Below are 13644 nucleotides of genomic sequence, written 5' to 3'. Positions count from 1 at the left end.
CCAGCACCTCGGGATATGTCGCATCCATCGATCAGGGCACGACCTCCACACGCGCGATGGTCTTCGACCGCCGCGGCCGGGTCGTGTCCGTCGAGCAACTCGAACACCGCCAGATCTTCCCTCGAGCCGGGTGGGTCGAGCACGATCCCGCGGAGATCTGGCGCAACACGCGACGCGTGGTGGCCGCAGCCTTGGCGTCGGCCGACCTGAATGTCGACGACATCGTCGCCTGCGGGCTGACCAATCAGCGCGAGACGACCGTCGCCTGGGACCGTTCCACCGGCGAACCGTTGCACAACGCCATCGTCTGGCAGGACACCCGCACCGGCGCGCTGTGTGAGGAACTCGGTGGTGATGCCGGCGTCGACCGATACCGCACCCGCACCGGATTGCCGTTGTCGACCTACTTCGCCGGACCGAAGATGCGCTGGCTCATCGACAACGTCGACGCCGTGGCCGAACGTGCACGCAACGGCGAACTCTGCTTCGGCACAATGGATTCCTGGATCGCGTGGAATATGACCGGCGGACCGGCCGGCGGCCGGCACATCACCGACGTCACCAACGCCTCACGCACCATGCTCATGGACCTCCAATCCCTGACCTGGGACGAGGAAATCTGCGCGGACATGGGCATCCCCGTCGAATCGTTACCCGAGATCCGTAGTTCGTCGGAGGTGTACGGGTCACTGCGCGAACATGGTTCACTGCCGGGCGTGCAGTTCGCGGGTATTCTCGGCGACCAGCAGGCGGCGACCTTCGGGCAGGCATGTCTGTCTCCGGGCGAGGCGAAGAACACCTACGGCACGGGAAACTTCTTGTTGCTCAACACCGGAACGGAGGCGGTGTTCTCCGATCACGGGCTCCTGACCACGGTGTGCTATCGGATCGGCGACGCCGCGCCGCGCTACGCACTCGAGGGTTCGATCGCAGTGACCGGCTCGCTGGTGCAGTGGCTCCGGGACAGTCTCGGGCTGTTCAGCGAGGCCGCGGACGTCGAGAAGCTCGCGGCACAAGCCGACGACAACGGCGGCGTCTACTTCGTGCCGGCATTCTCCGGTCTGTTCGCACCCCGCTGGCGGCCCGACGCACGGGGCATCATCACCGGCCTGACCCGCTTCGCCGACAAGCGACATATCGCGCGAGCTGCGCTGGAGGCCAGCGCATTTCAAACTCGAGAGGTCATCGAAGCGATGCAGGCCGATTCCGGGGTGCGGTTGTCGACACTCAAGGTCGACGGCGGAATGGTGGTCAACAACCTGTTGATGCAGTTCCAGGCCGACATCCTCGACGTCCCCGTCATCCGGCCGGTGGTCAACGAAACCACCGCGCTCGGTGCCGCCTATGCAGCCGGTCTGGCCGTCGGCTACTGGGACGGCGAGGACGAGATCCGGGAGAACTGGAATGAACACACGCGGTGGAATCCGGCGATGGACGCCCCTGAGCGCGACCGCCTGTACGGCGAATGGAATCGCGCGGTGGAACACAGCTACGGCCTGGCGTGAGCGTGTCCAACACGGGTGATCAGGCTGCGAACTCGACGAGCACGGCCACCACCCCGGCCGTCCCACCCATCGCCGAGGCCGCCTCGTAGGCGGCTTCGCCGAGCCGTTCTGTGTGTCCGGTCGCCGAATCGATCGCAATCGAAAGGCAGTGCAGAGCACGCGCTTTGACGAACGAGAGCCGCTGGCCGTCGATGTCGGCAGAACGATGGGCGAAAGCCGCGTCGACCTCATGTCGGGTCATCACCGCGGCGAGCTGTGAGCGCGTCGCGGGCGAGACCCGGCCCTGCTCACGCCATTGCGTCAATACCTCACGGACAACCGGCTCACCACCCAGGTCGACGATGTCGACGACTGTCACCGTCAGCATCCGCAGGCAATCCTCGACCTCGCCCACCCCGACGCGACCGACGAGTTCGGCCACCGCCCCATTACCGAGTCGATCGACGCGTCGCGCCGATCCCGGAACCGCCATCGAATCAGCGCTCCGGCCGTGATGGCGAATCAGTCGGTGGGACAGCTGAATCCATTTCTTCCGACGACTCCGATCCTCCGGCGACGTCGCCGGGCCGACCGGCCACCGGCGATGCCGAGCCGCGGTCACTGATCGGCAATGCGACCGCCTCGAATCCGGAATCGTCGACGGTCGGCGCAAGCGCCTGCGGAGACCAGTCACCGATCACCGGCGGACCGACCAGCGGCAGCTCACCGACGATCTCGCGCCCGTTCTCGCCGTCGTTGAGGTAATGCGGGGGACGATGTCGGGTGTCGCGTGAACGGGCACCGCCGGCCGCACCCGGGCCGGCGCCGGGGCCGGTGGTCGGCCGCATCCCGCCGCCCGGAGATCCTGGTGTCCCGGCACCGGCCGCGCCGGCCCCAGGAGTACCCGCCAAGGTCGCTGGTGGGGCGAAAGCGGTTGGTGGAAGCGAGATCACGCCCTCGGGAAGCCCGGCTCCACCCGCGGTGGCGCCCTCGGAACCACCGGCGGTGCCGCGGCCCGTGGCCGGTACCGCCGCTCCCGGCGTGACCGGGCTACCGAGACCGCCTCGGGTCAACGCCGACGGATTGTTGCCGCCGCCACCGGATCCCGACGGGCCCGACCCACCGCCACCACCGGTCGTCGATGCCGGGCCGGCTGCGGGAACGGCAGTGGTCGGGGTGTCACCGCCCGTCGGTCCGCCGCCGTCGGGTCCGCCCCCGGGGCCTGCCGGTCCGGTGTCGTCGACGTCGATGAGTGACGCCGACTGCTGGCCCGACGGTCCCGATCCGGATGGTGACGCGCCGTCGGCAGAGCCGGAACCGCCGCCCACACCTGCGTACGAGTCGGTGCCGATCGGGCCGACGGGACTGGGTAACGCGGCCGCGGCGCCGACGATCGGTCCGCCGTAGGTGCCCCGCATGATGCTGCGGACCTGTGAACGGACCGCTGCGGCATCCTCGGGATGATCCTGTAACCGGGTCCGGTAGGCCTCGAGCAGTGGTTTCTGGCCATGCGTCGCGCCGAGGATGCCCGCCGCCTCGGTCATTGCCGCTGCGCTACCACGCGCGTCGGCAACACTGGCCGACATCTCGCCACCGAGACGGAGAGCGGCGTCGACAGCACCCCGTGCGGCCTGCCCCATCAGCACCCCGTCGTCGGTGAAGCCGTTCAACAGGGCGTGGGCGATCCCCTCCACTTTCTCGATGGCGACGAGCACCGCGTCGGCATCACCTTGTGCGGCACCCTGTTTCATCGAGGAGATGATGGTGAGGATCTCGGTGATCGACATCGACCCCCAGTCGGTGCTGCCGCAGTCCGCCGGACGCTCACCACTGCGCCGGGCATTGCGATCGCCGTCGCCGGTCACCCTGTCTCCCCCAGCATTCTCTCCCCCACCACCTCGTCGGCATCGTGAGCGACCCTACCGGCCCGCGAGCAGCCCAGCAGGACGAATCGGACACCTGTGCATGGATCGGAACCGATGACGCACGGAGAGCCCGTGGGAGCAGCACCCGTGGGACCAGGTCAGTCCAGGTCGTCGTGACGCACGAGCTGACGGGCCGCCTCGGTCACCGAACCCGACAGCGACGGATACACCGAGAACGTCTGTGCCAGATCGGAAACGGTCAGTTTGTTCTGCACCGCCAGAGCTATCGGCAGGATGAGTTCGGACGCGTTGGGTGCGACCACCACACCGCCGATCACCACGCCGGTGGCGGGCCGGCAAAAGATCTTCACGAAGCCGCGGCGCAGCCCACTCATCTTGGCGCGGGGGTTGGTGGCCAGCGGCAGCATCACCGTGCGCGCCGGATACTCACCGGAATCGATGGCATTCTGCGACACCCCGACGGTGGCGATCTCGGGCCGGGTGAAGATCGCCGAGGCCACAGTCTTGAGTTTGATCGGGCTCACGCCTTCGCCGAGGGCGTGGTACATCGCGATCCGGCCCTGCATGGCCGCGACCGACGCGAGCGGGAACAATCCGGTGCAGTCACCGGCGGCGTAGATGCCGGCCACCGATGTCCGCGAAACGCGGTCGACGGTGATGTAGCCGCCGCGATGGGTCTCGACACCAGCGCGGTCGAGGCCGAGGTCGTTGGTGTTGGGAACCGATCCGACGGTCATCAGTACGTGCGATCCGGTGACGCTGCGGCCGTCGGCGAGGTAGGCGGTCACCGAATCGCCGGTACGGACGACCTTGTCGGCGCGGGCATGCTTGACCAATTCGACGCCACGTTCGGCGAGTGCCTCCTCGAGCACGAGTGCGGCGTCCTCGTCCTCGTGCGGCAGCACGCGGTCCCGGCTGGAGATCAGCGTCACCTTGACCCCGAGTTCGGTGTAGGCGTGCACGAACTCGGCACCCGTCACACCCGAGCCGATCACGACCAGGTGTTCGGGCAGCGCCTCGAGATCGTAGAGCTGGCGCCAGGTGAGGATGCGTTCGCCGTCGGGCTGCGCGTCGGGCAGCACACGCGGCGAGGCACCCGTCGCGATCAGGACGACGTCGCCCTCGTAGCGCTGGGTGGAGCCGTCGGCGAGGGTGGCGGTAACGGCGTGCGTGGACACCCCGACCTGAGGTCCTTCCAGGGCCGCTGTGCCGGAGACCAGCGTGACGCCCTCACTGATGAGTCGCGATCGGATGTCGGCGGACTGGGCGAACGCCAGATCGCGAACCCGCTGATGGATCGATGGCAGCGTCACCAACGTGTCGTCGGTGCGCAGATTGATACCGAGGTCGACGGCGCGTCGGACCTCGGTGCGAATGCCGGTGGATGCGATGAACGTCTTGGAGGGCACGCAGTCCCACAACACGCAGGCACCGCCGATGCCGTCGGAGTCGATCACGGTGGTGTCGGCGCCGTACGCGGCCGCGGCCAGCGCCGCCTCATAGCCTGCGGGGCCTCCGCCGATGATCACGATCCTCGTCACGTCCATCACTCCTGTCGGGCTGGAAGATACTTGTCGACTCCGCTGACCAACCTAGGCCATCGACGATGATTACTCCTGCGCGCCGCTGCCGATTTCTGCGCCGTGGCACGGTCGGCGATCACCGCGTGCATCGTGCAGCGGCGTCCGGCGTAATACGATCGTCGTGGCCGCAGGTGCACCGGTGGCGGCAAATCGATGAGGTCGGGCCCCATCCCGGCGGGAAAGTGCAGGTCAGAGGCGACTATGCCGATCTACGCAGCGTACGGTTCGAACATGGATCCCGAGCAGATGGCGCTGCGCGCCCCGCACTCGCCGATGTCGGGAACCGGATGGCTGCACGGCTGGCGACTGACCTTCGGTGGAGGCGACATCGGGTGGGAAGGATCACTGGCCACCGTCACCGAGGACCGTGACGATCCCGACGCCAAGGTCTTCGTCGTCCTCTACGACGTTCCCACCGAGGACGAGGACAACCTCGACCGGTGGGAGGGCTCCGAACTCGGCATCCACCGCAAGATCCGGGCCCGGGTGAAGACCGCCGACGGCGGTGTCCTGGCATGGATGTACGTCCTCGACGCCTACGAGGGCGGACTGCCCTCGGCCCGCTATCTCGGTGTGATGGCCGACGCCGCCGAGGTGGCCGGCGCACCCGCCGACTACGTGCAGGACCTACGCCTGCGCGAGGCCCGCAACGTCGGGCCCGGTCCGGGCGCCCCCGAAGCCTGAGACACCCAGAAGCCTGATTACAGCCCCAGAGTTCTGATACAACAGCCTCAGATCGGCGCGCCGGGCGATCCGATGAACACCACGCCGGCGAGTGTGCGCACACCGACGTCGAGTGCCCGTTCGTCGATGTCGAAGGTGGACTGGTGCAGGTCGAGCTGCGGCCCGAGACCGTTCCACACGCCGAGGCGTCCCATCGCTCCGGGCACCTGTTCGAGGTACCAGGAAAAGTCCTCGCCGCCCGGCGACTGCGGGGTGTCGGCGACGGCGGTGGGACCGAGCGTGGCCACCGATGCGGCGAGCACCTCGACCGCGAGCGGATCGTTGATCACCGGCGGTACGCCGCGGAAGTATGACAGATCATACGAAACCCGCAGTGGTGCAAGAAGTTCGCCGATCACGCTGCGCACCAGAGGCTCCATGTCGGCCCAGGTACCGTGCTCTCCGGTACGTACGGTTCCGCGCAGCATCCCTTCCTGCGGGATCGCATTGGGGGCGTTGCCGGCATGCGCTGCCCCCCATGCCATCACGGTGCCCGATCGCGGGTCGATCCGCCGCGACAAGATGCCCGGCAGCCCGGTGATGACGGCGCCCATCGCATAGATGAGATCACCGGTCAGATGCGGGCGTGAGGTGTGCCCGCCGGGTGAGCGCAGTTGGAGTTCGATGTGGTCGGCGGCGGAGGTGAGCGCACCCTCGCGAAGTCCGACCGAGCCGACCGGCAGGCGCGGATCGCAATGCAACGCATAGATCCGGCTCACCCCTTCGGTGACTCCGGCGGCCACCGCGTCGAGCGCACCGCCGGGCATCACCTCTTCGGCCGGCTGGAACACCAGCCGGACCCCGACGGGGAGCTCGGGCGCCGAGGCCAGCGCGGCCGCGGTCCCCAGCAGGATCGCGGTGTGTGCGTCGTGACCGCACGAGTGCGACACCCCGTCGACCGTCGAACTGAACGCCAGGCCGGTGTGTTCGGTGATCGGCAACGCGTCCATGTCGGCGCGCAGGGCAATGCGTTGGCCGGTACTCGGCCCCAGATCGCAGACCACGCCGGTACCCAACGGGAGTCGACGCGGGGCCAGGCCGAGCGCGGTCAGCTCGGCCATCACCAGTTCGGTGGTCGCCACCTCCTGCCGGGACAATTCGGGATGGGCGTGGATGTGTCGGCGCCAGCCGACCAGTTGATCGCGGTGGGTGGCCAGCCAGGTGTCGATCACACCGCCGGACGGGTCACCGATCTCGGCCTGCGTCACCACATTTCTCCTTCCATCCACCGGGGAATGCACAGCTGGGCCGGTCGGTCGTCCGGCCGCATCGGGCTCAGAGCAATTCGGGCGGCGTCGGTACCGCGAGATCGGCGAGCAGCGGGCGTCGTAGCCCCCGCTTGATCAGGGTCTGCGTGGGCCCGGCCAGCGGGGCCCGCTGCACGGCAACCTCGACGGCCCGGTTGAGCAGTTCGTCGACGCCGACGGCCTCGTCGACGATGCCGGCGGTGACGGCGTCATCGGCGCCGTAGCGGCGGGCCGTCAGCATCGCCTCGGTGGCCGTGCGCTCGGGCAACCGCGTGCGCAGCAGCGCTGCCATCCCCCGGGTGAACGGCATGTTGAGGGCAGCTTCGGGGAGCGACCAGTAGCCGCGTTCGGTGCGCATGACCAGGTGGTCGGCACACAGGGCGAGCATTGCGCCCGCTCCGAAGGCGTGTCCGTTGATTGCGGCCACGGTGGGCACCGGCAAAGTCAGCACCTTGGTGTAGAGCGCGTGGACCGAATCCAGATAGGCGGGCAACTCCGCGGCGTGCGCGGCGATGTGGTCGGTGTCCAGACCGTTGGTGAAGTACTTTCCGGTGGCGGTGATGACCAGGGCCTTCGCGCCTGCAGCGACGGCGTCGTCGAGCAACGCGCTGGTCTTCTCGATCCATGCGGGGGCAAACCGGTTTTCCGGATTCGTCTCGTCGAGTTCGACCCCCGGGGCGCCGAGGAACAGTTCGGCGACGTCGGCGGCGGTGGGCTCCTCGCTCAGGAATGGCATGAGCAGACCTTATCGCCTGCACACGCACGCTCTCCGGGCGCCGGGCAGGCGCGGATCGGAGGTCATAGGGTGAGGCATATGGATCCCACCCTTGACCCCGACGCCGCCGCGATTGCGGCGGCGGCCACCATCGCCACCGAAACCGATTGTGCCGCGCACGATGTCGCTCTGGTTCTGGGTTCCGGTTGGGCACCGGCCGCCGATGCCTTCGGCACACCGATCGCGACGCTGCCGATGTCGGCGGTGCCGGGTTTCACCTCACCCAAGGCCGCCGGGCACGGCGGGACGATCCGGTCGGTGCACATCGGTGACCGCCGGGTCCTGCTGATGCTCGGACGCATCCACGCCTATGAGGGCCATGACCTCGCGCGCGTTGTCCATCCGGTGCGGACGGCAGCGGCGGCGGGCGCGCACACCATCGTGCTCACCAACGCGGCGGGCGGGTTGCGCGACGGCATGAGGGTCGGCCAGCCGGTTCTGATCTCCGATCACCTGAATCTCACCGCCCGCTCGCCGCTCGTCGGCGCACAGTTCGTCGATCTCGTCGACGCCTACTCACCGAGGCTGCGCGAGGTGGCCCGCGAGGTGGAGCGGACCCTCGCCGACGGCGTCTACGCGGGTCTGCCCGGACCGCACTATGAGACGCCTGCGGAGATCCGCATGCTGCGCACGATGGGCGCCGACCTCGTCGGAATGTCCACCGTGCACGAGACGATTGCCGCGCGCGCCGCCGGACTCGAGGTACTCGGGGTGTCACTGGTGACGAACCTGGCGGCCGGCATCACCGGTGAGCCACTCAACCATGCCGAGGTCCTCGAGGTGGGTCGCACGTCGGCCGCACACATGGGTGAGTTGCTGGCGACAGTCGTCGGCAGGCTCTGACCCTGAACAGCCTTGACGTTCGCGCGGGTCACGAATGTCGGGCTTGCCACTGCGGTACCGTTCGCACCAATCGTCGCCGCGCGTCCCAGGGAGGTTCCCATGACCTATCCGCCGGGAGATCCGGGCGGTTATCCACCGGGCGGCGGATACCCCACGCAACCTCCGCAGGGATACGGGCCGGGCTATCCGCCGCCGCGGTCACCGTGGTCGTCGCCGCTGGTGATCGCCGCCATCGTGGTCGGTGTGCTGGTGGTGATCGGCGCGGGGGCCGGCGCGTACTGGCTCACCCGGGGTTCGGACCCCGATGACTCGGCCTCGGCGTCGACGACGGCTGCGAGCGCCTCGACGCAGACCGTCACCAGCACGGTCACCGGCCCCGGGGGCGCCTCGGGTCCGACCGGTGTGTCGACCACGACGACACAGCCACCGGTGCGACCCAGCCCCACCGTCTCGGGCGCCGACTGGCAGGGATTCCTGTCCGGACCGCGGTGCAACGCCGCCGACGATCCGGCGATCGTCATCGGCCGCACCAGCCGGTCACAGGTGGTGATCTGTCAGGTCGGCAACCAGACCGGGCGTTGGTATTACAAGGCTCTCGCCGACGGCAACCCCATCGAGATCGGATATCCGCAGATGGTGGGCACCACCTACCTGGCGCGCAACGGCGCCGTGACCTACACCGTCTCACCGTCGGCGCTGGTCATCTCCGAGAACGGCGCGACGCTGGCCACCGAGCCGATGCTGGAGTACTGGGCGTCGAACTGACGCCCCCCGGGCGCCGGGTTCCTCGGGCGGGGTCTACAACTGGACGAATGCCCGCAGTTCTCGACGCCTCCCACATCGATGTCATCCGGAGTTCCCGGGCCCTGCTGCACGATGTCGACCTCGTCGTGCAGCCCGGTGAGCACTGGGCGCTGCTCGGACCCAACGGCGCGGGCAAGTCGACCCTGATGGCGATCCTCGGGGCCCGCTCGCACCCGACCACCGGGGTCGTGCACGTGCTCGGCAAACGCCTGGGTCGCGTCGACATGCGCGAATTACGTACCCACATCGGACATGTCGATCCGCGCTGGCGTATCGACGTGCCGATCTCGGCGCACGATGTGGTCCTGACCGGGCTGACCAACACGCCCGAACTGGACCGACGCCACGACTACACCGTCGACGAACATGCGCGCGCCGACGATCTGCTGGAGATGCTGGGGATGAGCGAGCGCCGGGATTCGTTGTGGCCGGTCATGAGTCAGGGCGAACGTGGTCGCACGCTGATCGCGCGGGCGCTGATGCCGCGTCCGGCGTTGCTGCTGCTCGACGAACCGGCCACCGGCCTCGATCTCGCAGCCCGCGAGAAACTGCTGACGGCGATCGATCGGCTGCGCGCCGACGTCGCCGATCTCGCCAGCGTGCTGGTCACCCATCACCTCGAGGATCTCCCCGCGAGCACCACGCACGCGATGCTGCTGCGCGACGGAGAGGTCGTCGCCGCGGGCACCGTGGAGGCGACCCTGACGTCGGCGACGATCAGCACCTGTTTCGATCACCCGGTGACGGTGCGCCGCCACCGGGGCCGGTGGTCGGCGGTGGCCGCCTGAGTCCTGCGCGGGTCGCGCTCAGCGTGGACCGAACTGGCGGTCGCCGGCGTCGCCGAGGCCCGGCACGATGTAGGACGCCTCGTTGAGACCGTCGTCGACGGCGCCCACCACCAGGCGCACCGGATGGCCCGATTTCTCCAGCGCCGCAACGCCTTCGGGTGCTGCCACCACACACAACACGGTGATGTCGGTGGCGTTGCGCGCAACCAGCAGTTCGATGGTGTGCAACATCGACCCGCCGGTCGCCAGCATCGGGTCGAGCACGAACACCGGCTGACCGGCGAGATCGTCGGGCAACGATTCGAGATAGGGCACCGGTTTGGCGGTCGCCTCGTCGCGGGCCACGCCGACGAATCCGACGAGCGCCTCGGGCACCATCGCATGCGCCTGCTCGACCATGCCCAGGCCTGCCCGCAACACCGGAACGAGCAACGGCGGCTTGGCAAGTCGCGAGCCGGGGCACGTGGTGATGGGTGTCTGGATGTTCACCTGCTCGCTCGGCGCATCCGCCAGCGCCTCGTACACGAGCATCTGCGTCAGGTCCGACAGCGCAGCCCGGAAGGCCGCGTTGTCGGTGCCCTTGTCGCGCATCGTCGTCAGTCGCGCGGCGGCCAGTGGATGATCGACGACGTGCACGGGCATCGATCGCCCGGACCGGAGATCGTCGGGCTGGGGGTGTTCGGGCTGGGGGTGAACCGGCATGGGGAAACCATAGTGGGCGGCGAGTGCGGCGGCCTCGTGACCGCACTCATCGGGCCTCGCCGCACGGGTCGCGATTCGATGGAACCAGAGCGCCGACCGTTGCGTCCAAATCTGCATGATCGAACAACTCTCCGTATCCCCCGCGGCACTGTCCGCCCATGCCGCCGGCGAGGCGGCTGCTGCGGCCCGGGTCGGCGCCCACGCGGTCGCCACCGACCTCACGCCTCTCGCGCTGACCTTCGGGCTGATCGGCGCGGACTTCCTCACCATGCTGGGTCGGGTCCTCGACAGCAGGCGCGCCCGGCTGACCGCCGTCGCCGACCGGCACCTGACCCTGTCCGGCGAGAGTGCCGCTGCGGCGGCCGCGTACACCGGTGTCGATGACATGTCGGCCGCCACCTTGTCGATCGCCGCTGGGCCCGCCGCGGAGGTGGACGCCTGATGACATCGGCCGACCTGTTGATCGCTCCGCTGCGAATCCTGGTGACGGCGTTGGGAACCGGTGTGCTGCCGGGTAATGATCCGGTCAGCGCCATCGCGGCCCTCGCACCGGATCTGGCATCGACCCGCGACGACGCGCTCGCCGCCGCCACCAGACTCGGCAGCCAATGGCAGGGGCGCGGCGCCGAGGCCGCCGAAGCGGCGTCGCGGGTGACCGCCGGTCACACCACCGCGATCACCGGTGACGACGCGCAGATCGTGACGTTGACGCAGTCCGCGGCCCAGCGGGTGCACGGCGCCGCCCGTCAGCTCGAGTCGCTGGTCGACTCGTTTGATCAGGCTGCGCGCGGCCTCGGTGCCGATTTGTTCTCTCCCACCGGACTCGCGGTACTGCTACCGCTGGCGATCGATCACGTCGGTCGCGGCGTGGCGGTCGTCGAACGCACCCGCGCGGAGCTCGCTGCCGACACCGCGGCGCTGGCCGAACTCGCCCGCCACGATGCACCTGCACCGGTCACCCGCACCGGCGGTCCCGGCGAACGGCCCGCGATCACCGAGGGCGGGGTCGCGATCACCCTGCCCGACGGGTCGATCGCCCACGCCCCGAACGAGCGGGCGGCCGCGGCGGTACGCGCGGCGCTCAGCCAGCAGGGTGTGCCGTATGTGTGGGGCGGTACCGACCCCAGCGGTTTCGACTGCAGCGGCCTGACCCAGTGGGCCTATCGGCAGGCCGGCCTGGAGCTGCCGCGGCTGGCCCAGGAGCAGGACTCCGCCGGATTCGCGGTGGCCCAAGCCGATCTGATGCCCGGTGACCTCGCGGTCTGGGACGGTCATGTCGCGATGTATGTGGGCAACGATCAGCTCGTGGAGGCCGGGGACCCCGTCCAGGTCTCACCGCTGCGGACCACGAATGCCGGCCAGGGCTTTCAGGGCTTCTACAGGCCGCGATGAGTGTCGATGCAGAAGTTCACCTGCCCGTCGTGGGGCCGGTATGGCGCTCACAGGCGCGATCGCTACGCTGTGACGTCATGGCCGGAGACATTGTCCCCATCGAGCTCGGACTGACCGACGGAAACAGCTTCACCCTGTGGGCACCCCGCTGGCGGGAGGGCGACGACGAGTGGGAGGCATTCCTCGGACTCGACGAGGACCTCTACGTCTTCGGCAGCGTTGCCGAACTCGTCGCCTTCATCCGCACCGACGACGACAACGATCTCGTCGAGCACCCCGCGTGGGAAACCGTCAAGGGCCTGCAAGCCGATGAGCTGGTCCCCGACGACCGCCACTCCTATGACCTGGTGGGCGTCCCCGAGCTGGCCGCCGAGGACCCGACACCGGAGGTGATCGCCGAACTCGAGGACGCACTGGAGATCGTGCGCATCCTCGGCGAGGTCTGCGAGCTGACCGTCATCACCAAGTTCTTCAACGGCAACCCGATCCTCGGTGCGGTGACCACCGGCACCCGTAACTTCGAGGGCCGCGACGGCACCGACCTGTGGGTGCGCATCGGTCGACTGATCGCCAAGCACTGGGACAACGTGCTCGACGCGATCGACGAGGTCATCAGCACACCCGAGGTCGACAAGGCAGCGGTGACCACCGCCGAGGCCGAACTCGAGGCCGCGGCCTCCGCCGAGGACGAGGACGAGCCCGACGAGGATCTCGACCTCGTCGGCGACGCCGACACCGAATCGCCCGACGATTCCGAGTCCGATCTCGCCGACGACGACACCGACGACGAAGAAGAGGACACCGACGAGGACGTCGACGACGATTTCTGGGCGTCGGTGGGCATCGACCCGATTCGCATCGTGACCGGCACCGGCGAGTTCCTCTCGTTGCGGTGCTACCTCGGCGACGATCCGGTGTTCCTCGGCGACGACGGCAAGATCTTCGTCTTCGCCTCACCGCGCTCGCTGTCGAAGTTCCTCGCCGAGGACAGCTCTCATGATCTCTCGGGTGTGTCGACCTTCGACGACGTCCGCGTCGCCGCGACCGACGGTTCCCTGGAGTTCGACGTCATCGACGACAACGTCTACGTGCTACCCGGACTCGTCGAGGACATCACCGACGGACCCCGACGCATCGATCGCAATCAACTGGAGCTGGCGGTCGAATTGTTCACCGACGCAGCCGATTACGCCGGCGACGACTCGGTGGCCGAAGCGCTGGGCTCGACGACACCACTCGGCTGGTTCGTCGACTACGCCACCAACCCCGACCCCAAGCGGATGGCGCCGAGCCCTCCGTTCGACAACGAGGCCGAGGCGTGGCGGGCCCTCGAGCACGAGTTCGAGGATCGGCTCGTCAAGAAGCGGTGACGGCGCGGGTGACCGCTGCGCATCACCGCCGGTTCCGGGTGATCTTG

General features: G+C 68.6%; 14 protein-coding genes. 8 read left to right on the top strand and 6 right to left on the bottom strand.

What is annotated here, in order from left to right:
- Window positions 1–56: 56 nt before the first annotated feature.
- On the top strand, window positions 57–1505 hold the full coding sequence (gene glpK / locus J6U32_RS12150; protein WP_244332938.1) for a glycerol kinase GlpK: 1449 nt from the start codon (window positions 57–59) through the stop codon (window positions 1503–1505).
- Window positions 1506–1524: 19 nt separating this feature from the next.
- On the opposite strand, the gene J6U32_RS12145 is transcribed toward glpK, so the two are convergent.
- The 3 genes from J6U32_RS12145 to J6U32_RS12135 all read right to left on the bottom strand — a co-directional run bounded on the left by J6U32_RS12145 (window position 1525) and on the right by J6U32_RS12135 (window position 4911).
- Window positions 1525–1977 carry a hypothetical protein gene (locus tag J6U32_RS12145; RefSeq protein ID WP_208795664.1) on the bottom strand — a complete coding sequence of 151 codons (453 nt, stop codon included), beginning with the start codon at window positions 1975–1977 and terminating at the stop codon, window positions 1525–1527.
- Between the two features lie 4 nt (window positions 1978–1981).
- Window positions 1982–3349, bottom strand: a complete 1368-nt coding sequence (locus J6U32_RS12140) for a hypothetical protein (protein ID WP_208795663.1) — start codon at window positions 3347–3349, stop codon at window positions 1982–1984.
- A gap of 158 nt (window positions 3350–3507) precedes the next feature.
- On the bottom strand, window positions 3508–4911 hold the full coding sequence (locus J6U32_RS12135) for an NAD(P)H-quinone dehydrogenase (protein WP_208796081.1): 1404 nt from the start codon (window positions 4909–4911) through the stop codon (window positions 3508–3510).
- Between the two features lie 243 nt (window positions 4912–5154).
- On the opposite strand from J6U32_RS12135, the gene J6U32_RS12130 reads away from it, so the two are divergent.
- On the top strand, window positions 5155–5637 hold the full coding sequence (locus J6U32_RS12130) for a gamma-glutamylcyclotransferase (RefSeq protein WP_208795662.1): 483 nt from the start codon (window positions 5155–5157) through the stop codon (window positions 5635–5637).
- A 47-nt stretch (window positions 5638–5684) separates the two neighbouring features.
- On the opposite strand, the gene J6U32_RS12125 is transcribed toward J6U32_RS12130, so the two are convergent.
- Complete coding sequence (locus J6U32_RS12125) at window positions 5685–6884, bottom strand: amidohydrolase (protein ID WP_208795661.1); 1200 nt, start codon at window positions 6882–6884, stop codon at window positions 5685–5687.
- A gap of 67 nt (window positions 6885–6951) precedes the next feature.
- A complete protein-coding gene (locus tag J6U32_RS12120; protein ID WP_208795660.1) occupies window positions 6952–7659 on the bottom strand; it encodes an enoyl-CoA hydratase/isomerase family protein in 708 nt (235 codons plus the stop codon).
- Window positions 7660–7737: 78 nt separating this feature from the next.
- Here J6U32_RS12120 and J6U32_RS12115 point away from each other — a divergent pair, with 78 nt between their 5' ends.
- From J6U32_RS12115 to J6U32_RS12105, 3 genes are all read left to right on the top strand, one after another.
- Window positions 7738–8541 carry a purine-nucleoside phosphorylase gene (locus J6U32_RS12115; protein ID WP_208795659.1) on the top strand — a complete coding sequence of 268 codons (804 nt, stop codon included), beginning with the start codon at window positions 7738–7740 and terminating at the stop codon, window positions 8539–8541.
- A gap of 99 nt (window positions 8542–8640) precedes the next feature.
- Window positions 8641–9306 carry a hypothetical protein gene (locus J6U32_RS12110; RefSeq protein WP_208795658.1) on the top strand — a complete coding sequence of 222 codons (666 nt, stop codon included), beginning with the start codon at window positions 8641–8643 and terminating at the stop codon, window positions 9304–9306.
- A 47-nt stretch (window positions 9307–9353) separates the two neighbouring features.
- Entirely contained in the window at window positions 9354–10133 is a 780-nt protein-coding gene (locus J6U32_RS12105; protein ID WP_208795657.1) for an ABC transporter ATP-binding protein, read from the top strand.
- Window positions 10134–10151: 18 nt separating this feature from the next.
- Here J6U32_RS12105 and upp read toward each other — a convergent pair whose 3' ends face one another.
- Complete coding sequence (gene upp, locus J6U32_RS12100) at window positions 10152–10775, bottom strand: uracil phosphoribosyltransferase (protein WP_208796080.1); 624 nt, start codon at window positions 10773–10775, stop codon at window positions 10152–10154.
- 175 nt (window positions 10776–10950) lie between these two features.
- Between upp and J6U32_RS12095 the strand changes: the two genes are divergently transcribed.
- From J6U32_RS12095 to J6U32_RS12085, 3 genes are all read left to right on the top strand, one after another.
- Window positions 10951–11277, top strand: a complete 327-nt coding sequence (locus J6U32_RS12095; protein WP_208795656.1) for a type VII secretion target — start codon at window positions 10951–10953, stop codon at window positions 11275–11277.
- A complete protein-coding gene (locus tag J6U32_RS12090; protein ID WP_208795655.1) occupies window positions 11277–12227 on the top strand; it encodes a C40 family peptidase in 951 nt (316 codons plus the stop codon). The genes J6U32_RS12095 and J6U32_RS12090 overlap by 1 nt, the downstream gene beginning before the upstream one ends.
- A 77-nt stretch (window positions 12228–12304) precedes the next feature.
- Window positions 12305–13597, top strand: coding sequence for a primosomal protein (locus J6U32_RS12085; RefSeq protein WP_208795654.1), 1293 nt, complete (start codon window positions 12305–12307; stop codon window positions 13595–13597).
- Window positions 13598–13644 lie beyond the last annotated feature (47 nt).

Source organism: Gordonia polyisoprenivorans (assembly GCF_017654315.1).
Taxonomy (GTDB): Bacteria; Actinomycetota; Actinomycetes; order Mycobacteriales; family Mycobacteriaceae; genus Gordonia; species Gordonia polyisoprenivorans_A.
This window is presented reverse-complemented; position numbering and strand designations above follow the sequence as displayed.

Coding starts and splice junctions, on each gene's coding strand:
- J6U32_RS12095 (WP_208795656.1), top strand. CDS start 10,951: ATGATCGAACAACTCTCCGTATCCCCCGCGGCACTGTCCGCCCATGCC.
- J6U32_RS12115 (WP_208795659.1), top strand. CDS start 7,738: ATGGATCCCACCCTTGACCCCGACGCCGCCGCGATTGCGGCGGCGGCC.
- J6U32_RS12110 (WP_208795658.1), top strand. CDS start 8,641: ATGACCTATCCGCCGGGAGATCCGGGCGGTTATCCACCGGGCGGCGGA.
- J6U32_RS12085 (WP_208795654.1), top strand. CDS start 12,305: ATGGCCGGAGACATTGTCCCCATCGAGCTCGGACTGACCGACGGAAAC.
- glpK (WP_244332938.1), top strand. CDS start 57: ATGGTCTTCGACCGCCGCGGCCGGGTCGTGTCCGTCGAGCAACTCGAA.
- J6U32_RS12105 (WP_208795657.1), top strand. CDS start 9,354: ATGCCCGCAGTTCTCGACGCCTCCCACATCGATGTCATCCGGAGTTCC.
- upp (WP_208796080.1), bottom strand. CDS start 10,775: ATGCCCGTGCACGTCGTCGATCATCCACTGGCCGCCGCGCGACTGACG.
- J6U32_RS12145 (WP_208795664.1), bottom strand. CDS start 1,977: ATGGCGGTTCCGGGATCGGCGCGACGCGTCGATCGACTCGGTAATGGG.
- J6U32_RS12090 (WP_208795655.1), top strand. CDS start 11,277: ATGACATCGGCCGACCTGTTGATCGCTCCGCTGCGAATCCTGGTGACG.
- J6U32_RS12130 (WP_208795662.1), top strand. CDS start 5,155: ATGCCGATCTACGCAGCGTACGGTTCGAACATGGATCCCGAGCAGATG.
- J6U32_RS12120 (WP_208795660.1), bottom strand. CDS start 7,659: ATGCCATTCCTGAGCGAGGAGCCCACCGCCGCCGACGTCGCCGAACTG.